Source organism: Saccharicrinis sp. GN24d3 (genome assembly GCF_052400645.1).
Taxonomy (GTDB): Bacteria; Bacteroidota; Bacteroidia; order Bacteroidales; family Marinilabiliaceae; genus Saccharicrinis.
The window spans coordinates 443,747-467,424 of record NZ_JBQTGI010000003.1; the positions used below are offsets into that span (position 1 = coordinate 443,747).

A 23,678-nucleotide genomic window follows, 5' to 3' on the forward strand; every position below is an offset into this window, starting at 1 on the left:
CTCAACCCTTTCATTCAAAGAATTGAAATATGATAGATTGCCAGATGTTAGACACGTTTAGTATGTATTTTGTTCAAATTTAAAGCACTTTATATGAGGTTGTTTCGTTTATTAGAATATTTCGTTTAAAAAGTATAATTTGGATAGCCTTAGTTTGATATGTTTTTAAGAACTCTATTTTATCTGAAGTGTTCTACAAATGATATTCGTAATAAAAGGAGCTATGATTAAAGAAATATCAGAAGGTAAAAACCATAAAGCAATTGACATAGGGAGTTTTGATCAATTGTCGGAATACAGTTTTATTCATCCCAAATTCGGAACTGAAGATAAAAGCCGACTTTTCACAGGAGAACTTTTAAAATCCACTGGTGCGGAAATATCATTCCGTGAGTTAGCGCCAGATACCACCGTACCTTTTTTACATGGGCACCATCAACATGAGGAGATTTATATTTTCATAAAAGGAAAGGGGAAATATCAGGTGGACAACCACATATTTGAAATTAAGGAAGGTTCAATGGTCAGGGTATCACCCCGTGGGTCACGAACATTAAGCAATACCTCGGATAAAGGTATGATATATATGGTGGTTCAATCGAGAACTGGTTCGTTGGCAGGGTATAATATTTCCGACGGATACAGGATAGATGGGGAAGTAAAGGTATAACTATAATTTCTTGCAAAATATAGTTGTACGATGCGACAATTTTGTAGACTACCGCTTAAATTTCCTACCATATCGTATATTAACACATGGGTAAGGTTTTATTTTCAGTTATTTAAGTTGGATGGTTTATTGTTTGAGGGTGGGGTTGTTTTACTAATTTAAAAAATTTATTATGGAAGTAAAACAAACTTGGGAAAAGGTGTTGGAATATGCCACTATGCCTTTACACGGAACCCTGTCAAGAAAACAACGTAAAGGCGTAGAACTTCAAATCAATGATGGCAAAATCTATAAAAATGCTACCATTTTTCTTGAAGAAAATGTGGTTTGGGTTTCAGAAACTATAGATGGTAAGGTGTTTAATACCTATTATGATTGGTGCAAGATATCTTCAATCACAACCGTAAGCGACGAAGAAAAGTAGCAGTAATGACAGAAGAGCAAATTAAAGAGCTGGAAAAGGAAGTGAATAAGCTTAAATTCAAAGCTGGTCAAATAGCTAGTGAACTTCACGATTTAGTGGAAGACAGGTTGTTGTTAGACTTTGAAGACCTTCCTAAATACGCTGAATGTGCGTATACGGCTTGTAAGGAGTGGAGCATAAAAAACAAGCAATTGTTGCAAGAAAAAGGATTGCAGTAATTAAGTAGTTTTGATAGGAGTTCCTGTTCGATTTAACATTAATTGAACAGGAACTTTTTCTTTCTTCAAATTTTCTTTTGTAGATATTGAATCTGAATATCTTGTTGTATTGGCAAAAACAACTACTTTTGCCTTTCTAAAGGAATTTATGTGGGCAGGATAATAGCTATTGACTACGGAAGAAAAAAGACGGGACTTGCGGTAACAGATCCCTTGCAAATTATTGCAAACGGTTTGGAGACGGTTCCCTCGCATACTTTAATCGAATATTTGGAAAAATATTTTGAGCAAGAGGATGTGGAGCAGATTGTGCTGGGATATCCCCGGCAGGCTTCGGGAGAGGATTCGGAATCGATGCGGTACATCAAACCTTTTTTTAACCGTTTAAGAAACAAATTCCCGCATATGCCTGTTGAATGGGTAGACGAACGTTATACCTCAAAAATTGCTTTTCAGGCGATGATTGACGGGGGACTTAAAAAGAAGGCCAGGCAAGACAAAAATTTGGTGGACAAACTAAGTGCCACCATTATCTTGCAGTCGTATTTGGAACAAAAAGGAAATTTGAATTTATGATATTACCGGTAACTGTTTACGGTCATCCTGTATTGAGAAAGGTGGCCGATGAGATTGATGAGGATTACGAAGGGTTGGAGAAACTGATAGAAGACATGTGGCAAACCATGCACCATTCTGATGGTATAGGTTTGGCAGCACCTCAAATAGGGAAAAGTATTCGCTTAATCGTGATTGATGCCAGTCCTTTGTCGGAAGAATTCCCGGAATTGGAAGACTTTAAACGTGTCTTGATCAATCCAATTATTGTGGAAACAAACGATGAAAATTGCAACGAATCAGAGGGGTGCCTGAGCTTGCCGGGTATTCGCGAAGAAGTTAAACGACCGAACAAAATAAAGATTGAGTACGAAAACGAAAACTTTGAACTGGTTGAAGAGGAACTGGAAGGTTTTGCTGCCAGGGTTGTGCAGCACGAATACGACCATGTGGAAGGGATTCTGTTTGTAGATCATCTGTCCCCATTAAAAAAAAGGCTGTTAAAAGGTAAACTAACCGCTATTTCTAAAGGGAAAGTGGATGTTGGCTATAGAATAAAAACGGCTTAACTTGTTTTTGGAGAAATTAAATTATATTACAATATTTCCAAGGGTGTTTATTTTATAGATGCCCTTTTTTTATGTAAGGATTAATGATAGAAAGTGAAAGGTTTGATTTAATATCGAAAATGTAGTTTTTTATATAAAAAAAAACAGAATATTGGCCGAGAATAAATATTTTAGGGTGGATTTTAAACAACACTTGGATAAGTTTTTTTAAGTGCCTGATTGAGTGTTGTTTGAAAAATCAACGATGATTGTAGTAATAAATTGAGGATAAGCACCTTGTAAATAGGTCTATTGTCTCGTATTTAACATGATAATCAATTATTAAATAAACCAATCAAATATGAGTAAAGCTTTTCTGTTTTTGATCCTTGTGGTCGTAACTTTCGGATGTGTTCCGCAGCAAGACATTATTTATTTGCAGGATCCCGATTTAGACCATACCGAAAAATCATTTGCCAATAAAAAATCTGAGAATACGATTAAGGTATTCGATCAAATTTATATCCAGGTTTCAAGTTTCGACGACGGCAACATTAACTTTATGAACAATGACCCAAACCGTTATGGCGGAGGACGTTCCGAACTTGATTTGGCCATGGTATCCTACACGGTGGACAAAGACGGAGCGGTTAAATTGCCTATTGTTGGACAAACAAAAGTTGAAGGCTTGACAGTTGATCAGGCATCCGAAAAAATACGCAAGGAACTTGAAGACTATCTGAACACGCCTTCTGTAAAAATTACCTTTGTCAATAAAAGCATTACTGTACTAGGTAGTGTTAATAAGCCAGGGCGATATTTCTATGCGGCCGAGTATTTGAGCATATTTCAGGCACTTGGCCTGGCCGGCGACATTTCGGAATATGGTAACCGCAGAGAAGTAGTGATAGTGAGGGATGCGAACAATAAAGTAGTCCGCAAAAGGGTCAATCTAACCGATATTTCATTGTTGGGGGAGGCAGACCTGTATGTTCAAGCTGATGACGTCATTTACGTGGAACCATTGAAAAGGCGACACTGGGGATTTGACGCATTTCCCTGGGCTGTGGTGCTAAGTTCAATTACAACCATTATTTTGGTTGCTAACTATGTAAAAGAATGAGTATAAAAAATAATACCAACAATGATTCATATATCGATGTCAGTAAGGTGATTAAGCATCTGTTTAAAAACTGGCATTGGTTCGTGGTTTCATTGGTGTTTTGTTGTGTTTTGGCCATCGTTTCTATTAAGGTGTTAAAGCCAAAATATTTGGTTTCGTCCAGCATCTATATAAAAGAAGATATGGGGCTGGATGGACAAAAAGCGATGGAGTTTATTCAAAGTTTCAGTATGTTCGATCAAAAGATGAACTACCAAAACGAGATGTTAATCTTGAGTTCATCTCCTTTGATCCGTGAGACGATTGAAAAATTAAATCTGGAAACAGCCTATTATCTCGATGAAAATCTTTTGCAAAAGGAAATTTATAATCAATCGCCCTTTGTGGTCATCATCGATTCGTTGCATAACCAAATCATCAACACAACGTTTGAGGTAGTTTTTAAGGAGGACGGGAAGTTTGTTTTAAGGGCAGATAAAGATGATTACAGAATAGTGAATTATTCCACGGGAATTGGATATCCCACGGAAAAAAACTTGGAAATAGAAGCGGAGTTTTTTCAATCGGCAGTAATCATGGGGGAAGATTATAAATTTAGGATTTATTTAAATGAAGATGTCGATTTAAAAAAAATAGCCGGGCAAAAATATGCTTTTAAGTTTTTCGATATTGAAACTTTGGTACGAAATTATCAAAAGGAATTAAAGGTGAACCCTGTAAATACCGAAGTGAGCGTGGTGCAATTATCATTAAAATCGGAATCGCCTGCCAGAGGTGTAGATTTTATCCAGACCCTAAATGAAATTTACCTTAATAAAAACCTCGAACGGAAAAATCATCTGGCATTAAATACCATCGCGTTTATCAATAGTCAGCTGGAAGAAATTTCCGATTCACTGAGCTTTGCCGAAAGCACACTGGAGAAGTTCCGGGCATCCAATCAGGTGATGGACATAACCACCAAGGCCACCCGTGTTTTGGAAAGGCTTCAGCAGTTGGAAATTCAAAAAAGCACTACAGAGCGGGCCTATAATTATTATGAGTATTTGGATGAGTATTTTCAGCAGGACGATGACTACAGCAAGATTGTTGTTCCTTCGTCTATAGGGGTGACCAATACAACACTGAACGAATTTATCAGGGACCTGTTAATTCTTTCCAACCAAAGAAGCGACCTGATTACCAGGAATCAGCAAAAAGGGCCGTTTTTTAAGAATCTGGAGATTAAAATCGAAAACCTCAGAAACAGCATTGTCGACAACATTACTTTTTCCAAGGAATCGTTAAAACGCGAAGTGGAGAAATTCCAGGATCAGATTAGGCAACTGGAGCAACAAGTGAAAACACTGCCGAAAACAGAGCGAAAACTGGTGGGAATGCAGCGAAAATTCAATATTAACGATGCCATTTACACCTTTCTGCTACAAAAACGTGCCGAGGCACAAATAGCCAAAGCCGGTAGTTTACCCGAACATTTAATTGTTGAACCGGCACGGGTGTTGAAAAAAGTATTTCCAAACCCAAAGATTCATTTTGCCCTGGCATTATTTCTGGGACTTATACTTCCTGCTTTGGCGCTGGTGATTATTGACTTAATAGACGATAGAATAAAAAACGAGCAAGAATTTACCGAAAAGTTTGCGGATGTTCCTTTTTTAGGTTCCATCTTAAAAAGTGAAGAAAAAGGAAGCAAGCTCGTGGTGCATAGTCGTCCGGCATCGGTGGTTACGGAAACATTTAGAACGATACGTACCAATTTGTCATTTTTCAAAGAAGGAGCTGCACATAAAACCATTTTGGTTTCGTCTTGCATAGCGGGGGAAGGCAAAAGCTTTGTGGCAAATAACCTGGCCATTTCCCTGGCTAATTTTGGTAAAAAGACGGTAATTGTCGGATATGATTTACGCAAATCGGGACAGTTTAGCGATTTTGTACACGATAAACGCAGAGGGCTAACGTCGTACTATCTTAAAAATAATGAGATTGATGAAATTATTATCCATACCGAAATTGAACACCTGGATTTTATAGCCCCCGGGGTCATCCCTCCAAACCCTCTGGAGCTGATAGGGAATGAGTTGACAGAAACCTTGTTTAAAGTGTTAAAGGCCAATTACGATTACATTATTATTGATACACCGCCTATTGGAGTGCTCAGCGATGGGTATATGCTGATGAAATATGCGGATGTAAATTTATTCGTGGTCAGGGAAAAATATACGAGTGAAAAAGTGCTTCGTTCCGTGTTGCAGGAAGTAAAGCAAAAGGGCATACAGAACAATGGTTTGGTATTAAACGGAAGCAAGCTCGAGGGCAAAAAATACAAATACGATTACTACAATAAGTACAATAACGCCTAAAAACGATCCTGAAAGTAGTAAGGTATGAACAATGATATGAGGAGCATATGTTTCGTTATTCCACACTTTGTAACTTTTACCACAGGAGGTGCCGAAATTCAGGTACATTACTTGTCGCAGGCATTCTTAAAAAGGGGATGGAAGGTCGAAGTAGTTTGTGCGGGGTTAGGATATGAAAAGCAAATCAGTAACTCTCCGTTCCTAAATGATAATATTCAATATCATTATTACAGAAAAAGAAGTATCAGAATACTGGAGTTTTGGGATGTGTTGAAAGTATTGAAAAATACAAGCGCACATTATTACTACCAACGAACAGATTTCGCTTTAACTGCATCCACGTATTGGTATACCCAGAAACAGGGTAAGCATATGGTATTTGCGCTGGCTCTTGATTCTGATGCACACAAAAATAAATATAGCACATACTTTAAAGCGTATAGCTATTCCAATATCATAAAAAAATGGATACGTAAAACTGATTTTTTCCTCCTTGATAAGTTAATTGAATGGGTGAAAAAGCGGGTGGGTAAAGTGGTTTGTCAAAATCAGTATCAGCTTCAGTCTTACAAGACTAATTTTAATACTCTTGGAATCGTCGTTCCCAATTCTTTTTCATTACTGGAGGAGGTAGATGAAGACAAAGAAAATGTGATATTGTGGGTAGGTAACGACAGTTTGGTAAAACAGGCACATTTATTTATTGAACTGGCGAAGGAGTTTGGATTAAACCGAGATTGGCATTTTGTGATGCTGGGCTCGGCCTGTAATTCCATCTTATCGGAAGATATCCCCCAGAATTTGAGTGTAGTCGGTTCTGTCGGCTATCAGGAGGCCAACCAATGGTTTGCCCGGGCAAAAGTGTATGTAAATACAAGTTTGAGCGAAGGAATGCCAAATACCTTTATTCAGAGCTGGTATTTTAAAACCCTAATATTAAGTTTAAATGTTGACCCCGATCAGGTTTTTAGTCGGCAAAACGTTGGGTTCAGTTGTCAAGGTGATTTCGATTTTTTGCGTGCAACACTTCAAGAGTTTATAGATGGGCACGATGTGAGCCGACAATTAAGCAACGGAAAGGATTATTTTAATAAGCAATTTAACGCGGAAAGAAACGTGGATAAGTTGATTGAATATATGGAATCATAATTTTGAGTTTAAGCCATGAAAGTACTTCATCTGTGTGGAAAAGATTTTTTTGGTGCCGGACGTGCAGCTTATCGCCTGCACAAAGGTTTGCTTCATGTCGGCATTGGGAGTAAGATGTGGGTAGGTGCAAAACGAACAGCGGATGATACTGTGGTTGATATCCACAAGGGAAAGGCAAAAAAAAAGCTGACAAAGATATATATTAAGCTTGAAAAGCTGATTATAAAAAGTAAGGCAAAAGGAAGCAGAGAAATGTTCTCGTTAGGATATCCCGCACATTCGATACGAAGAAAAATAGAAACAGAAAAACCGGATATTGTTCATCTACATTGGATAAACCGAGGGTATATGAACCTGAATGAACTGAAAGGAATAAAGATACCCGTTGTGATTACCTTGCACGATATGTGGTGGTTTACCGGAGGATGCCATTACGATGAGGGATGTGGAAGATATGTAAATGGTTGTGCAAGTTGTCCCATCTTAAGAAAAGATGGAGAATATGGACTAAGTTTCAAGCAGCTATCTTGTAAACGAGAAATCTTAAACAACACTTCCCCTATTACATTTATTGGTTTAAGTACCTGGATGCAAGATTGTGTGAAACAAAGTTTGATTGGACAGGACCATAAGATAAAACAAATACCTAATGGGATAGACGTGGATATATTTGCGCCAATGGATAAGCAGGCTTGTCGCAATAAATTAAATTTGCCAAACGATAAAAAACTAATATTGTTTGCAGCGGTTGATGTATTGTCGGAAACCCGAAAAGGATATCAATACCTCAGCCAGGCGTTAACCATGCTAAAACCGGAAGAATACGAATTGGTGGTGATCGGTGAACAAAGCGATGCAAACTCAATCAGTGGATTAAAGACTTATTTTCCGGGTGAAATCAATGATGACCAACTCATGATTGAATATATGTCGGCGGTGGATGTTGCTGTGGTGCCTTCATTGCAGGAGAACTTGTCCAATTTAATTATGGAGAGCCTGGCATGTGCAACTCCTGTTGTTGCATTTAAAATAGGGGGAAATGGCGATATGATTAAGCATAAAGTCAACGGATACCTGGCAAAACATAAAAATATAGAAGATTTAACTGAAGGGATAGAATTCTGTACAAAATCGGAAAACAATATACTTTTATCGGAAACAGCCCGACAAACTATTGTAGATAATTTTGATATTAATGAGGTTTCAAAAAAATATATTCAATTGTATCAATCACTTGTTGAATGAGGCTGGTAAGATGTTAATGCATTTAAAGAGTTGAACCACTTTGGGGTTACAGGTTTTAAAGCTCAGGAATTTACGTTTTTTTACCCGTGGTTATTCGGATTTAACCCCATTGGGGGTTTTAAAGTATAAAATTTGTTTTTAGTATTTTAATGTCAGGAAGTTAATACTATAAAGCATCAAAAAACAAAAACACAATAGCGTTCGTCTATGATAAATGTAACTAAAATAACGGATTATTGGCTGGTTTACCTGCTGATCGCGTTCTCGGGCGTGCCTTTTTTTTACAAGGCGCATATTGCCATGATGATTGTGTTTTTGGCATTTCCGGCCGTTGTTTTCTTTATCCGACAGAGAAAGATTGACCGTTTTTTTATGTATTATTTATCCGCTGTACTAACCCTTCAAGTAGGGCAGATGCTGAAGTTCTATGAACTCCCGGTGCAAACGTATTTAGGGCTTCATGTCCGGTTGTTGTTCGCCTACCTGACGATAAAAGCAGTCGGAAGAAAGACGGTGGAGTACTATGTAGATGTTTTAGTTTTCTCGGTGCTGGTTAGCCTTTTCTTTTATGTTACTTCTTACATAGGAGCTTTTGAGAGTTTCTTTGAAAACACGGTGGCTCCAATGTTTGATAACCCGCTCATCAAAACATCCAACTATAAAAACTGGCCTAGTATTATATTGTATACCTTCAATTCGCAAGGTGAAGGTTTGATCTGGCTTAAAAGAAATTCAGGCCCTTTTTGGGAACCGGGAGCATTTTCGGGATTTTTATTAGTGGCCTTGTTGTTCAATATTATTATAACGGGCCAGCTCAATAACAAAAAAAACAGAATCTTGATGCTGGGGGTGTTGACTACCTTTTCAACATCAGGACTATTGGTGATGGCAGGTGTTGTAATATTTTATCTGGTATTGAACAGGGATTTGATTCGACGTTACATTGTAATCCCCATTGTACTCGTAATAGGAGTAACTGTATTTTTAAATGTTGATTTTTTGGGAAGTAAGATTGTGCGTAAAATGAGTTTTACCGATGCTACTTATAACACACGTTTTAAAAGTGCGCAAATCGATTTTCAGGATTTTGTAAAGTATCCGCTCTTTGGGATGGGAAGGTCTGAGTCAACCCGTTTTCAGGGAGAGACAAACGCCCGAACCATACACCGAAACAATGGGGTGACCAACCATTTGGTGATGTACGGAGGTATTGCATTCCTGATTTATTTTTACCTGATGTACCTAACGTTTTTTCGCATGTGTTTAGCTTACGATGTGGATAAGCGAATGGCTATTTTTGCTTTGATAACCATTTTGTTGATAGGTTTTTCACAAATTTATTTTATCAAGGTGTTTTTTATTTCTTTGACGTTAATGCCTGTTTTATTTAAAAAAGAAGAAATAAGTCTTGATACTTGATACCCGATATGAATGAAAATATATGTTGTTATAGCGGTTTTTAACCGAAAGTCGTACACCATTCAGTGCTTGCGGCTGCTCCAAAAGCAAACCTTTAAAGACTTTGGAGTTGTGGTAGTGGATGACGGATCAACGGACGGCACATCAAACGAGATAATACGTTGCTTTCCTGAGGTGATTCTGGTGAAAGGGACCGGAAACTGGTGGTGGACTAAATCCATGAACGAAGGCTGCAAGGCTGCTATCGAAAAAGGAGCCGGCTTAATTATAACCTTAAATAATGATACCATATTTAATACTTTGCTGATTGAAAAGCTGGTTCAACAGCATCAACAAAACCCCGATGCAATGATCGGCACCTTAAATTTGATCGAAAAAGAGCAAGCGTATATTTTCTTCTCAGGAATAAAAAATATCATCTGGTGGAAAGCGAAGGAGGTAAAATATCATAAGGCGTTTACTCCTCTGCCTGAAAATTTAGGAGGACTGCATCCCACAAAATGTTTGAACGGGAGAGGGACGGTCATTCCCGTTCCTATATTTAAGGAGGTGAATGGCTATAATGAACGATTCCCGCAATATGCTTCCGATTACGACCTGGCATTACGAATACAAAAGGCAGGCTATCGTTGTCTGATCAGTTACGATGTTGCGGTACATTCGTATATTGAAGAAACCGGTGGGGGCAAGAGTTTTGTGAAGCAATCCAGCTGTACGTTTTTTAAATCGTTTTTCAATCCTTATTCGCAGACAAGTATTAAAATGTGGTATAGGTATTATAAGTCACATGCGGCCAAACCTCTATTTTTAATGGGTTTCGCAATGCAGATGTTAAGGACTATTTATGCATTTTATACCAAACGTAATTTATTGTCTAAATTATGATCTCGTTTGTGGTAATAGGCAGAAACGAAGGCTGGCGCCTGAAACTATGTTTATCGAGTATAGTTAAAGCGGTAGATGAGTGCAGACTGCATGCGGAGATTATCTATGTGGATTCGCAATCGACCGACCATAGCCTGAAAATCGTTCAAAGTTTCCCATCGGTTAAGTCATTTGTGATCACCGGAACATGCAATGCAGCTATTGCCCGTAATATCGGTGTAAAAGAATCGAAAGGAGAAAATTTGATCTTCCTGGATGGTGATATGGAAATCAATCCTGAGTTTCTGAAACTTATTTTGGATGAATCCCGCCATCTAAGATATGAGTTTGTGTCGGGTAATTTTATGAACTACTATTATAATGATGAAGGCGAATGCTTACGTCAGGATTTTTATAGAAAGATATATGTACGGGAGGATACCTTTCAATATACTACCGGAGGATTATTTGCCATCAAACGCAAACAATGGGATGAGGTAGGGGGGATGAAAAACAAATACAAAAAAGGACAAGACCTCGATTTGGGGTATCGTTTGGCCAGGAAAGGCATTCCTTTGTTAAGAAAAAAGGAGTTGATGGCCATTCATCACACGATAGATTATAAAGACAGAAAGCGATTGTGGCGTTCCTTCGTAAACGGTTCGCACGTATACCCCAGGGCAGTGTTGTACCGCGACCATATTTTTAATAAACATGTGCTTAAAAGAATGCTCACCAGCGACCCAACATGGATTGTTTTAATAATAATAATTGTATTTTCTGTACTAACCAAGAGTGTGCTCCCCATGCTTATGTATTGTATTCTTGCAGTTCTCGCTGTTTTGTTTTCCATGCGAAAATCGGGATTTAAAGGTTTTTTTAACCGTTTGATAATTCATTTATTAAGAGATATCCTTAACTTATTGGCATTGTTATTTTTTCATCCGGGTAATATCGATTTAAAATACAAAAAAGTGATCAATGGAGGAACAAAAAAATAAATGGCTGTACATTACTTTGGAAATATTATTGGGGGCATTAGGCGCTTTTTTTTCAGCTATATTATTTAGTGTATCAGGCGTAAAAGATGTTGCCGGACAATTAGATGTCTATTATTTTAAATTTTTCTCGCTCGTTTACCTGGGGATTATTCTGGGGGTGGGATTAGGGGGATTTATTTATACAAGTTATATTAGGCAACCCTTAAATGTTGTGCGGGGAATGTTGTATGGCATCGTTGGTTTATTTGTTTTTGTATGGGTTGATCTTGCCTTAAGGTTGTTTATTAGTAATGACGTTCCGTATGTTCTAAGAGCATGGATTTTGCCAATACTAATTCCTTTGTTGGGAACGGTAATCGGTTTTAATATTAGAATTGATAAGCCTTTTACCCTTTTCCATTTGAACAACCATCCTGACGAATTTCATATTCTGAATGGGGATAGCCTACTCGAGCAACTTCATCAGTTTAACAAAGATAAAATCGTTTTTAGGGAGTGCCTGATAGATGGACCTGTAAAATCAACTTCTTTAAATGCATTCATGCGTGAAAGGGCCATATTTTTTGAGGAAGTATTCTGTGCCAATAAAGATGACTATCTAAAAAACGTAGCCGGAGAAATCGAAAAGATTTCACGAATCCCCAAAGGGTCAATCGTTAATCTTTGGTTTGAGCAGGATTTGTTTTGTCAGGTTAACATGTGGTTTATTGTAAACCTGTTAAAAGAATTTAGCAGAAATTGTACCTTGTATTTGGTGCTCCCCATAAAAGATTCGTGGCACGGCTTTGGCGTTTTAAGTTTAGAGGAATTAAAAGCTTCCTACGCAAATAGGTTAGCGCTTAATACTCTGGACAAGAAACATATAGTTAAGCTTTGGGAATCGTACCGGGAGAATAATTGGTCGGAATTAAAAAGGAACGCAAGCCCTCTAAAACCGAAAATGGAACATATTGAGGATGTTGTTCAGGCGCATATCGATAGATTCCCTGAAAATGGCCCGGGCCGCCCCGAGAAAACTTTAAAAATGGTGATGGCTGAATCCGAAAATAAAGACTTTGCAAACATCTTCAAAAAATTCAACGCGCAAGAAGGAATATACGGCTTTGGCGATATCCAGGTCAAAAGGATGTTGGAAAGAATGAAGCACATCATAAAGGATTGAATGTATAAAACATTACTTTTGTCGCTCCTTCAATAAATACAATTTTTTAATGCAAAATATTCACAAACGGAATCCGCTGTTATTAACGGTGATGTTGGCGGCTTTGGTAACGCTGTCTCCCTTTGCTATCGATTCATACCTGGCAGCCATGCCCATGATGGCTACTTACTTTGGGGTGCGTATCAGTGTTGTTGAACTCACCATTACTTTGTATTTCCTGGGTTTTGCAGTGGGTAATTTTTTTGGCGGGCCACTATCTGATTCATTCGGACGAAAACCCATTGCCGTATCCGGAATTGCCATATACGGCATCTCGGCATTGATGATTCCCTTTTGCGATAACATTGAATTGATTTTTATACTGCGGGTAACGCAAGCCTTCGGTGGTGGATTTGCCACTGTTACGTCTAATGTGTTTATACGAGATTGGTATTCCGGGAAAGAGGTGGCCAAGTTTGTGACCATCATAAGTATGATGATGATGTTAGCGCCTCTGTTTGCGCCCGTTATTGGCGCATTACTTATTGAACACCAGGGGTGGCAAGGCGTTTTTTATTTTCTGTTTGCCTTTGCTGTGCTGTTATTTGTGAGTTTTTTCATCCTGGTTCCAGAGTCCAGGGATCAAAAACTGATAACTCGAAAAATTACCGCAGCGCAAGTGTTACAGAAGTATAAGATATTTTTCTCGGACAAAGAATCTGTGATCATGTTATTTGCCATTAGTTTTTCAATGGCAGGAATGTATATTTTTTTAACAGGAGCTTCATTTATTTATATCAAGTTTTTTGGCGTAGAACAAAGTAAATTTCCTTTATTGTTTGGGGCCAATGTAGTTTTAAATATTCTTCTTTCTTTTTTGAATACCATTCTTTTAAAAAAACACAAACCCAGATTCTTGTTAAGAATAGGCTTGGCGCTTCAGTTGATAGCCGGAATTGCTTTGTTTGTTGCGGTTCTACAGTCAGAGCCTTCTTTTTGGGCGGTCTTTGCCAGTATTGTCCTTTTTGTAGGGAGTTTGGGGCTGGTTTTCGGAAACGGCACCGCGGCCATACTTAACATCAACCCGCAGGTAAGCGGTTCGGCCAATGCTACTATCGGGATTACACGATTTATCTTAAGTTTTTTGATTGGAACAGTAATAGCCCTTTTTCATGCGGATAACCTGGTGCCACTTGGCACGGCCATGTTTTGTTGTACATTCACCGGTAATGTTTTGTACACCTGGGCAATGAGGAGGGTTAATTAGTGTCGCCTTCAGTCAGAAGTATATTAGCCATTGGTCAATAGTCAATTGCCATTGGGGTTGAAGGCATATAACACTTCCAATAAATTGACTATGTTGTCAGATGAATGTACAGTCCTAATGTGAACTGCCAACCGAGGACTCGTTTAAATACTGCGATGGAGTAACTCCAAATTCCTCCTTAAACTTTTTGGTGAAATATGCCGACGACGAAAAACCGACCTCCATGGCAACGCCGGAAATATTGGTTTCCTGGTTTAAAAGGAATTCTTTGCTTTTTCTAAGACGGTATTTGTTAATATACTCGGATGGGGTAAAACCGGTTAGGGCTTTAACCTTTCTGTAAAGATGTATTCTCGACAATCCTAATTGTTGACCGAATTCCTCTACACTAAAGTTTGCATTGCTGTAGTTGCTTTCCAGGTTCCGGATCAGACCGGAAAGAAATTTCTTGTCCAGCGAATTTTGTCCGTTATGGTTGGCGATTTTCGGGCTCACAATATGTTGTTGGTAATATTCTTGAAGTGTTTTTCTGGATTCCAGTAATCTACGTATTCTTACCAAAAGGTATTCGGGGGAAAAAGGTTTCTCGATATAGGCATCGGCTCCGGTTTCAATGCCTTCAATTTTTTGTTCCTGGGTACTTTTCGCCGTTAACATGATCAATGGCAGATGGCAGGTGTCAAGTCCGGATTTTATCCGTTGGGTCATTTCCAGTCCGTCCATTTCCGGCATCATCAGGTCGGTAACAATCATATCCGGATTTTCAAGCTCTATCATTTCAAGGGCCTGCTTGCCATTTTCTGCACTCTTGACGTAGTAATGTTCGTTGAGTAAATTGATAAGATATTGTTTAAGCTCCATGTCATCCTCGACAACCAAAACAGTATGTTCTTTATGGCTTTCACCGGAAATTAAAGGTTCGCTGTCCTGTATGTTCTTGCTATTGATATCGTAACTCCGGGTTTTTTCCTGTTCTCGTATGGGTATTATCTGATCTTCTTTAAAGTGTTCCTTTCCTTTTGGCAGGGTTACCTTAAATATGCTGCCGCCTTCCTTGCTCGTATTGATCTCGATTTTCCCATGATGAAGTTCCACAAATCCTTTGGATAATGAAAGACCAATTCCGGTACCCATGGAGCGATGTTCATTCTGTTGAACGTAAGGTTCAAATAGGGCGTTGATTTTTGCTTCCGGTATACCCGGGCCGCTATCCGAAACCTCTACATAAACATGATCGGGAAAGTTGGTTTTTAGCCGGATGACGATAACGCCATTTTGCGGCGTAAACTTAAAAGCATTGGAAAGGAGGTTGAAAAGTACTTTGTCAATCTTATCCTGATCAATCCATATATCACAGCGGTTTTCATCCTTATCAAAACTAAAGTTTATTTCTTTTTGTTTAGCCAGGGGAATAAACGATTGATAGATATTTTCGCAATCATCCACAATATTTATTTTACTTACGCTTAAGCCTGCTTTGCCCAGTTCTACTTTTCTAAAGTCCATTAGCTGGTTGATAATGCGAAGGAGCCTGTCCGAGTTTCTATGTATCAACTCCAAGTTTTTAATTAATGATGTTGGAAGATGGAGCTGGCGGAACTGATCCATCATGGTGTTTACAGGAGCCTGAATCAAAGTCAGCGGTGTTCTGATTTCGTGGCTGATATTCGTGAAAAAGCTGAGTTTGGCTTGTGTGGCTTCTTCTACCTCTTTATTCATTTCAAGAATCTGGTTGTTTTTTTCCTCCAGTTCTTTTTTCTGTCTTTCGATGGCATCATTCTTTTGGGCCAGCTCATGATTTTTTTTGTTGATGCGGATGAAATAGTAGAACAGCCAGAATGCAACTACCACCAACAGCACCAAACTTGTCAAGCTTATGTTCAACAAGCTCCGCTGGTCGTTAAAATCCTCTTCTTGTTGAGCCATTCTTGAGATCTGTTTGTCAATGGTTTTTTGGTGGTCCAACACCTGCTGTTGTTGCAGTTTAATCACCTTCACATTACCGGCATCTATAACCGAGGTAGCCAGTTCGTTGTTTTTATCGTATTCTTCGTTATTTAATATGTTGAGGGCTAATTCAATGGCTAAATTACCACCTGTAGGATACAAGAAAGAAGCTTGAAGTATGTTTTCGTTCACTTTTTCCATACCTAAATTAGGCAATGCATCAATGCCCACAAAAAACATATTTGCTGCTTTGTCCTCAGGTGTAACTTCGCGTGCTCCAATGGCCATTACATCATTATGACCAAATACAATATCGAATTTTTGAGCGTTTAAAAGCGGAGCTGCCAAATTTTTAGCATTTTCATGCAGCCACTCGCCCTCTATGCTTTCCGTTACCTCAAGGTTGGGATAGTGCTTAAGTCCATCCATAAACCCTCGATGTCTTTCTTGACCCGGGCTGGATTCATCCAAACCTCTTATCTCCAGAATTTCCCTTCTGTCTTTGAACAGGTTGCCAAGATAATCGGCAACATTTTTACCAATGTGGTAATTGTTTGCTCCAATATAGGCGGTGTACTTTTTCGAACTTATCTTTCTGTCGATAATAATGGTAGGAATGTGCTCATCAAAGGCTTCTTCGGCAATAGACGTGATGGGTTCCGATTCGTTAGGGGAGATAATCAGCAAATCGACATCCATATTTATCAATTGCCTGATTTGAATATATTGTTTTTTCGTGATACCATCCGCATTTAAAACGGTAAGCTTAATATTGGGGTATAACGATGCTGCCACCTGCATTTCGCGGTTCATGGTTTCCCTCCAAGCATCCTGGTTGGTGCATTGCGAAAAACCGATGTGTATGGTTTTGTCTTTCTTTTTTTTGCAGGATGTTGAAAAGGTGAATAACCCTATCAACAATATCAGAAAGTAGTTTCTATACATGACGTTAAGATCTCCTTCTACAAAATTACAAAATTTCGGATTAAATCTTTCCTTAAGTGCTCCGATATATCGATCCATTCAGTGCTAAAATGCGAGGAAAATTAACCTTGACCGGTAGCACTATGTTTGGCTTGACATGCTGGAATCAGGTGTGCTTTCATCTATCCAATGAGTTAATTTGTTAAAATGAAGCGTTAGTTTTTATAACAAAGCACTCGAAACTCATCGCACTCCGCCTCCTAATATCACCCGGCTGTGGGCTGGTTAAATCCTTAATAAAGCTCCGGGATATGGGTTTGTTCGTCTTTAGGTGGACGCATATAACCAACCTTGTCTTGCAATTCAGGGAGTTCCAACTTATCGTACGGTACTTTATCGTAGGGTATTAATGATAACAAATGTGCTATGCAGTTCAACCTGGCCTTTTTCTTGTCGTCCCCTTCAACCACATACCAAGGTGCTTGCTTGGTGTCGGTATATCTGAACATCATGTCTTTAGCGATGGAATAATCTACCCAATGTGTACGGGAAGCCATGTCCATTTCGCTGATTTTCCATCTTTTAAGCGGATCTTGGATGCGTTCCAGGAAACGTTTTTCCTGTTCCTCGTCGCTCACCGAAAACCAATATTTCACAAGGACAATTCCGGATCGGATCAGCATTCGCTCAAATTCGGGACAGGAACGTAAAAACTCTTCGTATTGTTTCTGGTTACAGAACCCCATTACTTTTTCAACCCCGGTTCGGTTGTACCAGCTCCGGTCGAACAAAACCATTTCGCCGGCGGCAGGCAGATGCGGTATATACCTTTGGAAATACCACTGGGTCTTTTCCCTTTCTGTAGGAACAGGTAAAGCAACAACTTTAGTTATCCTGGGATTTAGACGTTGTGTTATCCTTTTAATCACTCCCCCTTTTCCTGCGGCATCCCTTCCCTCAAAAACCACCACCACCTTAAGCCCCTTGTATTTGATCCACTCTTGAAGCCTGACAAGTTCCAGTTGAAGCCGCTCTAATTCTTTAAAATAAAATTTTTTATCCAAGCTGCCGTTTTTCGAATACATAGCTTCTGAGCCGTTCTTTTTTTTGTCGTTATTTCCCATAATTCCCGATTGATTGTTTTTTGAGTAGGATTTTAAATTACTAAAAAAGTGGGAACTTACAAAAGGAGTATGGGTGATTTACCGTTTCGACACCTTGATGTGCATGTGCGATCGAGGTTCTGGAATTCGCCTGTAGATAAATTTGTCTTCTCTCATTCAATTCAAATTTCTAAAATATACGAACCCTTGGTCAACTTGTCCGACTTTAAACCCGCCATATGCATCAGAAATCCTGTTACGCAAATCAACTGCTTCAAAACAAGTCGTTTTACTGAGTTGCTTCAACTCACCAGAGCGGTGCTATACCTTGTTTCAGCAACGCCTTGTTTTATGGTATTTTACATGCTCATTACGTACCTCTAATAAATCATCTAGATTTATCGGATCTCAGACCACGAGGCGTGAATATAAGGATTTGTTAAAAAATATTATTCGGTCTGGCCATTGCCGTTATAATACAGGTTACATTATTGTAACATATTTCATACTGCTCCTTAATAAAATCAATCCATGTAACCATTTTGTAACATTTTGTAACAATTTTACTAACGCTTGCCTGCATACGGCTATAAATTTGTGTTAACGATTATTAAAAGAAGTCATTTGTAGTTGGAATGAAATATACAAGTGCATGAGGCGAATTTAATAGTCATAAAAACAGTTAAGTATTCTAAAACGATTAATTATGAAAAAAAATGAAAGCTTTAGCAGAAGATGTAGAAATGCTTTTCTACCATTAATAATGCTAATGTTGATTCCTCAGGTACTTTTGGCGCAGGAAACAACAAATGTTTCAGGAACAGTTCTCGATCAAACAGGAAGCCCGCTGCCGGGCGTAACTGTTGTAGTTACAGGTACAACCACAGGTACTATAACAGACATTGATGGTAACTTCAAATTGGAGGCACCAGTTGGTTCAACGGTAACATTCTCTTTTGTGGGTATGAATAGTCAAGTGATGGATGTTACAGCTAATATGACTGTATTATCCATTACCATGATGGATCAAACTACGGATTTGGATCAGGTGGTCGTAACAGGTTATTCTTCTATGCGAAAGGCGGATTTGACCGGTGCTGTAGAGGTGGTAAAAATGGAGTCTATTGAAAACGTGAGTTTAAGTTCGGGTAACCCGATGCAAGCTTTACAAGGAAGGGTTCCGGGTTTGTATATTGAAAAAACAGGTTCACCTACCGGTTCAAACAGCCGTATTTTAATTCGAGGCGTAAATACATTGGGGGATAATAACCCTTTGTACATTATAGATGGCGTACCAACAAAACGTACGGAGGTATTCCAGGGAATCAGTCCAGGTTCTATTGTTTCGGTTCAGGTGTTGAAAGATGCATCCGCATCCTCTATCTACGGTTCGCGTGCTTCCAATGGTGTCGTGATCGTAACCACGAAAAACGGTTCCAATAATGATGGAAAAGTAAAAATCCAGTTCAACTCCAACCTGTCCATCCAAAGCGAAAAACGTCAGCGTTTCGACATGTTGAATGCCGCTGATAGAGGTAGAGCCCTTTGGCAAGCTTCGGTTAATGATGGCGTGGATCCAGCCAGTGGTTATGGTGAAATTTATAATTTCGACTGGAACGGGGATTTTAACAATCCGGTATTGAATAGTGTTACCGTTCAACCTTATGTTGGTGGAGATACCAATGTGCCAGTAGGTGATACCGATTGGCAGGACGTAATGTATCAACCGGGTTATGTGATCAACAACGACTTGACAATATCAGGGGGTGACGAGAATTCTTCGGTTTTGTTGAACCTTGGTTATATCAAAAATACAGGTATGTTAAAGTATACCGACTATGATCGTATTACATCTCGATTAAATGCACAAACCAGTATGTTCGAAGATCGTTTGAAAGTAGGAATCAATACAACTTTGGTAACTTCAAATGAAACACTGGAAACACCCGACTTAGGTAGTGCACCTACACCCGGTCTGGCTGTTACTTTGGCACCAACCATTCCAGTGTATACTAACACGGGTGAATATGCTGGTCCTTTGGGTTCAGGTTATTCCGACCGTAATAACCCATTACATATGCAGTATATCAACAGATGGGACAATACGAAACGTTCGTATTTATTCGGAAATGTCTTTGCGGAATTGAAGCTGATCAAAGATCTTACTTTCAAGACAAATGTAGGTATCGATTATTCACTGATTAAGGACAAAGATATTGAACCTGCTTTTACCGAAGGATTTATTGCAAGAGCTGTGAATAACATGACCCAAACAAATAGTGATTTAACCAGCGTTACCTGGTCTAACACTCTGAATTATAAACTCGATGTAGATAACCATAGGTTTAGGTTTTTGTTGGGTGTTGAATCCGTAGAAGAAACCTTTAACTCAATTACAGCTTATAAAGAGAATTTTGCTACGCAAACCGAAGAATATTTTGTGTTCGATGCAGGTACCACTAATGGTAACAGCTTTGGAAATAGCACGAAAAACACTCTTTTCTCTCAATTTGGCAAGATTGATTACACATTTTCGGATAAATACCTGGCATCTTTTACCTTGCGTCGTGATGGTTCTTCAAAGTTTGGTGAGGATAATAGATTTGGTTACTTCCCGGCAGCCACATTTGGTTGGAGATTAACGGAAGAAAATTTCATGGAAAATGTGGAAGTAGTTTCCAATTTAAAGTTTAGAGCAGGTTGGGGACGAGTAGGTAACCAGGACATAGGTAACTTTGCAAGCCTTGGTTTATTTGAGTCTCGCTATGGAACAAGAGCTTCTGATATCGATGGGTTTGGTCACGTAGGATTCTTCGATCAATACTGGAATATCGGTTCAGCTTATGATCTTACCGGTTCCAATTCAGGCAACCTGGCTTCAGGATTTGTGTCAGTTCAGGCAGCTAACCCGGGGGTTAGATGGGAAACTACAGAAGAAATCAACCTGGGATTAGACTTTGGCCTATGGGGTACAAAAGTTGTCGGTTCATTTGATTACTTTACTCGTGAAACAAGCGATATCCTAATACAACCTCCAGTGGCATCCGCAGTTGGAGAAGGTCAAAAACAGTGGTTAAATGGAGCTACGCAAGAAAACAAGGGATGGGAGTTGGCTTTAAGTTATCATAAGGCGAAGGAGGACGAAAGTGATCTTTCCTATACAGTAACACTAACAGGTAGCCATTTTAAGGATAAAATTACCAAGCTTCCCGAAGAAGTGCGAACTGCATACCCAGGTAACGCCGAGAAAGATATTATCGGTCACTCTGCCTTGTCCATCTTTGGATACGAAACGGATGGTATATTTAATAACCAGGCAGAAGTGGATGCGCATGCAACCCAAGTGGGAGCTGCACCGGGAAGAATCCGGTATAAAGACCTAAACGATGATGGTAAAATTGATGCTTTAGATCAGGATTTCCTGGGAACTACACTGCCTGATTTAGAATATAGTATAAAGATCGATGTTGATTATAAGAACTTTGATTTATCCATTTTTGGTTCGGGAGTAGCAGGAAAAACAGGTTTTGACCCTTATGTGTTTTATAATGATTTTATTAGGGGGCGTGATAATGTTGGTCCTGGTGTATTTGATGCCTGGACAGCTCAAAATCCAAATTCTTCAGTCCCTGCACTTAGTTTATCCGATGCGAATAATGAAACAAGATCTTCAGACTATTTTAATGTAAACGCATCATATTTTAAACTTAGGAACTTACAATTGGGATATACATTCAAGCAACCATTTGTGGAGAAAATTAAACTTGAAAAACTAAGGGTTTACTTTATGGCAGATAACTTATTTTGGATAGACTCCAAAGACTTCAAAGGTCCGGATCCAGAAAGATTAGATGTTAATACTATTCCTGTACCAACTACTTATTCTTTTGGTGTAAATGTTTCATTATAAACACAATAATATATTAGATATGAAAATAAAATTTATATATATCGCATTATACATGTTGGCAGTTGTTTCTGCTACTTCGTGTAAAGACATTTTAGAAGTAGATCCCCAGGGGGCTGTTTCTGCCGGGGCACCTACAGCAGAAAGTGCAAATGGTTTAGTTACGGCTGCATATGCTGCGGTGGGTAACGATGATATGATTGGCCCTATGACCAGTATGTGGGTTTATGGCAGTGTACGTTCCGATGATGCCTACAAAGGTGGTGGTGGTGTTTCCGATGTTGCTGATGTTAATTTCTATGAGCAATATAATTTAACCCAACCCGATCAGGCTTGGATGCACCCTTATACCTGGGAAAATTTTTATATTGTTATTTCCAGGGCCAACTCAGCATTGGCTGCGTTAAATCAATTAAGCGACGAGGATTATGAACTTCGGAAAGTACGGATAGGGGAAGCCCGATTTATCAGGGGCCACGCTTACTTTATGTTGAAGATTCTGTTTAAATACGTTCCTTATATAGAAGAAGGATTGAGCAAAGATGAGATTCTTCAAATCTCAAACAAGGTTTATACCAACGATGAGCTATGGAACAAAATTGCAGAGGATTTTCAGTATGCTTATGATAATTTGCCAGAGTCGCAGCCTGAAGTGGGTAGGGCAAACCATTATGCAGCAGCGGCCTATTTGGCAAAGCTTAGATTGTACCAAGCCTACGAACAGGATGAAAACAATCAGGTAACTGGTATAAATTCCTCTAGATTGCAAGAGGTAGTTGATCTAACACAAGAAGTGATTAGCTCCGGTATGTATAGTTTACAACCTGACTTTGCAGAAAACTTCCTGGATGGTTATGACAATGGCCCGGAATCGATTTTTGCAGTTCAATTCTCTATCAGTGACGGAACAGCAGTTGGACGTTTAAGTTTTGTAACAGGACTGAACTATCCACATGGTGCCACCCAATTTGGGTGTTGCGGTTTTCACGCACCAAGTCAAAACCTGGTAAATGCCTTTTCCACGGATGATAGTGGCCTCCCTAAATTCGAAACCTTTAATAGTGTAGAGCTTAGTTCGGATGATATCACACCCACGGGTGTAACCATGGATCCACGTATCGATCATACGGTAGGAATACATGGTCACCCTTATAAGTATCGTAACCAAGAAGCATATATTTTCGATAATAGCTGGGTTCGTGACCCTGGTGTTTATGGTTGGTTTCAAAGTATGAAAGAGCAGCAAGCGGCAGATTGCTCATGTTACAAAAAGGAAGGTCCCTTTATTGGAACGTCTAAAAATATTGATATTATCCGTTATGCGGATGTGTTATTGATGCAAGCCGAGGCCTATATTGAGTTGGGTCAGCACGATTTGGCCATGCCTTTAATTAACCAGGTCAGGGCCAGGGCTTCGCAAAGTACCGGTCGCACTAAACTGGCTGATGGAACACCAGCTTCTAATTACCTGATTGATCAATACGACGGGGTTAATTTAGCTTGGACACAAGATAATGCAAGAATGGCGTTGCAGTGGGAAAGAAGATTAGAGTTTGCGATGGAAAGTCCTCGTTTCTTCGACCTTGTTCGCTGGGGGATTGCCGAAGAAACATTAAATGCCTATTTGGCAGTGGAGAAAACCAGAAGAGATTTCTTGAGTGATGCCCAGTTTACAGCAGGTCGTGATGAATATTATCCGATTCCACAGCAAGAAATTGATTTTACAAAAGGCCTTTATGAGCAAAATGTAGGTTACTAAAGCTGAGAAGTTTTAGTATGGATCCAAGGGGAGTATCTAATACTCAATACTCCT

Annotated in this window: 18 protein-coding genes; 16 read left to right on the forward strand and 2 right to left on the reverse strand. The window is 39.1% G+C overall.

Annotated features, from left to right (window positions below; genetic code table 11):
• The first annotated feature begins 199 nt into the window (after positions 1-199).
• The 14 genes from ACT29I_RS06065 to ACT29I_RS06130 all read left to right on the forward strand — a co-directional run bounded on the left by ACT29I_RS06065 (position 200) and on the right by ACT29I_RS06130 (position 13,984).
• The gene (locus ACT29I_RS06065; protein WP_430931325.1) at positions 200-670 is read left to right on the forward strand and encodes a cupin domain-containing protein; all 471 of its coding nucleotides are present in this window, start codon (positions 200-202) and stop codon (positions 668-670) included.
• Between the two features lie 172 nt (positions 671-842).
• Positions 843-1,094 (forward strand): hypothetical protein, encoded by a 252-nt coding sequence (locus tag ACT29I_RS06070; protein ID WP_430931326.1) that lies wholly within the window; start codon positions 843-845, stop codon positions 1,092-1,094.
• A 5-nt stretch (positions 1,095-1,099) separates the two neighbouring features.
• Positions 1,100-1,312: a CCE_0567 family metalloprotein gene (locus ACT29I_RS06075; protein ID WP_430931327.1), complete on the forward strand. Its 213-nt coding sequence runs from the start codon at positions 1,100-1,102 to the stop codon at positions 1,310-1,312.
• A gap of 150 nt (positions 1,313-1,462) precedes the next feature.
• On the forward strand, positions 1,463-1,888 hold the full coding sequence (gene ruvX / locus ACT29I_RS06080; RefSeq protein ID WP_430931328.1) for a Holliday junction resolvase RuvX: 426 nt from the start codon (positions 1,463-1,465) through the stop codon (positions 1,886-1,888).
• Positions 1,885-2,436, forward strand: a complete 552-nt coding sequence (gene def, locus ACT29I_RS06085) for a peptide deformylase (RefSeq protein ID WP_430931329.1) — start codon at positions 1,885-1,887, stop codon at positions 2,434-2,436. The genes ruvX and def overlap by 4 nt, the downstream gene beginning before the upstream one ends.
• Positions 2,437-2,776: 340 nt before the next feature.
• A complete protein-coding gene (locus tag ACT29I_RS06090) occupies positions 2,777-3,538 on the forward strand; it encodes a polysaccharide biosynthesis/export family protein (RefSeq protein ID WP_430931330.1) in 762 nt (253 codons plus the stop codon).
• Complete coding sequence (locus tag ACT29I_RS06095; protein WP_444792939.1) at positions 3,535-5,898, forward strand: GumC family protein; 2,364 nt, start codon at positions 3,535-3,537, stop codon at positions 5,896-5,898. The genes ACT29I_RS06090 and ACT29I_RS06095 overlap by 4 nt, the downstream gene beginning before the upstream one ends.
• Before the next feature lie 24 nt (positions 5,899-5,922).
• Positions 5,923-7,047: a glycosyltransferase family 4 protein gene (locus ACT29I_RS06100; RefSeq protein ID WP_444792940.1), complete on the forward strand. Its 1,125-nt coding sequence runs from the start codon at positions 5,923-5,925 to the stop codon at positions 7,045-7,047.
• Positions 7,048-7,062: 15 nt separating this feature from the next.
• A complete protein-coding gene (locus ACT29I_RS06105) occupies positions 7,063-8,292 on the forward strand; it encodes a glycosyltransferase (protein ID WP_444792941.1) in 1,230 nt (409 codons plus the stop codon).
• Between the two features lie 207 nt (positions 8,293-8,499).
• Positions 8,500-9,711, forward strand: coding sequence for a hypothetical protein (locus ACT29I_RS06110; RefSeq protein ID WP_444792942.1), 1,212 nt, complete (start codon positions 8,500-8,502; stop codon positions 9,709-9,711).
• Between the two features lie 12 nt (positions 9,712-9,723).
• On the forward strand, positions 9,724-10,596 hold the full coding sequence (locus tag ACT29I_RS06115; RefSeq protein ID WP_430931335.1) for a glycosyltransferase family 2 protein: 873 nt from the start codon (positions 9,724-9,726) through the stop codon (positions 10,594-10,596).
• Complete coding sequence (locus tag ACT29I_RS06120) at positions 10,593-11,576, forward strand: glycosyltransferase family 2 protein (protein WP_430931336.1); 984 nt, start codon at positions 10,593-10,595, stop codon at positions 11,574-11,576. Before ACT29I_RS06115 ends, ACT29I_RS06120 begins: the two co-directional genes overlap by 4 nt.
• Positions 11,557-12,738, forward strand: a complete 1,182-nt coding sequence (locus ACT29I_RS06125) for a DUF1835 domain-containing protein (protein ID WP_444792943.1) — start codon at positions 11,557-11,559, stop codon at positions 12,736-12,738. Before ACT29I_RS06120 ends, ACT29I_RS06125 begins: the two co-directional genes overlap by 20 nt.
• A 49-nt stretch (positions 12,739-12,787) precedes the next feature.
• The gene (locus ACT29I_RS06130) at positions 12,788-13,984 is read left to right on the forward strand and encodes a multidrug effflux MFS transporter (RefSeq protein ID WP_444792944.1); all 1,197 of its coding nucleotides are present in this window, start codon (positions 12,788-12,790) and stop codon (positions 13,982-13,984) included.
• A 114-nt stretch (positions 13,985-14,098) separates the two neighbouring features.
• On the opposite strand, the gene ACT29I_RS06135 is transcribed toward ACT29I_RS06130, so the two are convergent.
• Together ACT29I_RS06135 and ppk2 are read right to left on the reverse strand one after the other, a co-directional pair.
• On the reverse strand, positions 14,099-16,954 hold the full coding sequence (locus tag ACT29I_RS06135; protein WP_444792945.1) for a hybrid sensor histidine kinase/response regulator transcription factor: 2,856 nt from the start codon (positions 16,952-16,954) through the stop codon (positions 14,099-14,101).
• 194 nt (positions 16,955-17,148) lie between these two features.
• Positions 17,149-17,979, reverse strand: a complete 831-nt coding sequence (gene ppk2 / locus ACT29I_RS06140; protein WP_430931340.1) for a polyphosphate kinase 2 — start codon at positions 17,977-17,979, stop codon at positions 17,149-17,151.
• Positions 17,980-18,664: 685 nt separating this feature from the next.
• Here ppk2 and ACT29I_RS06145 point away from each other — a divergent pair.
• Together ACT29I_RS06145 and ACT29I_RS06150 are read left to right on the forward strand one after the other, a co-directional pair.
• Positions 18,665-21,868, forward strand: coding sequence for a SusC/RagA family TonB-linked outer membrane protein (locus ACT29I_RS06145; RefSeq protein WP_444792946.1), 3,204 nt, complete (start codon positions 18,665-18,667; stop codon positions 21,866-21,868).
• A 19-nt stretch (positions 21,869-21,887) separates the two neighbouring features.
• On the forward strand, positions 21,888-23,624 hold the full coding sequence (locus ACT29I_RS06150) for a RagB/SusD family nutrient uptake outer membrane protein (RefSeq protein ID WP_444792947.1): 1,737 nt from the start codon (positions 21,888-21,890) through the stop codon (positions 23,622-23,624).
• The last annotated feature ends 54 nt before the right edge of the window (positions 23,625-23,678 follow it).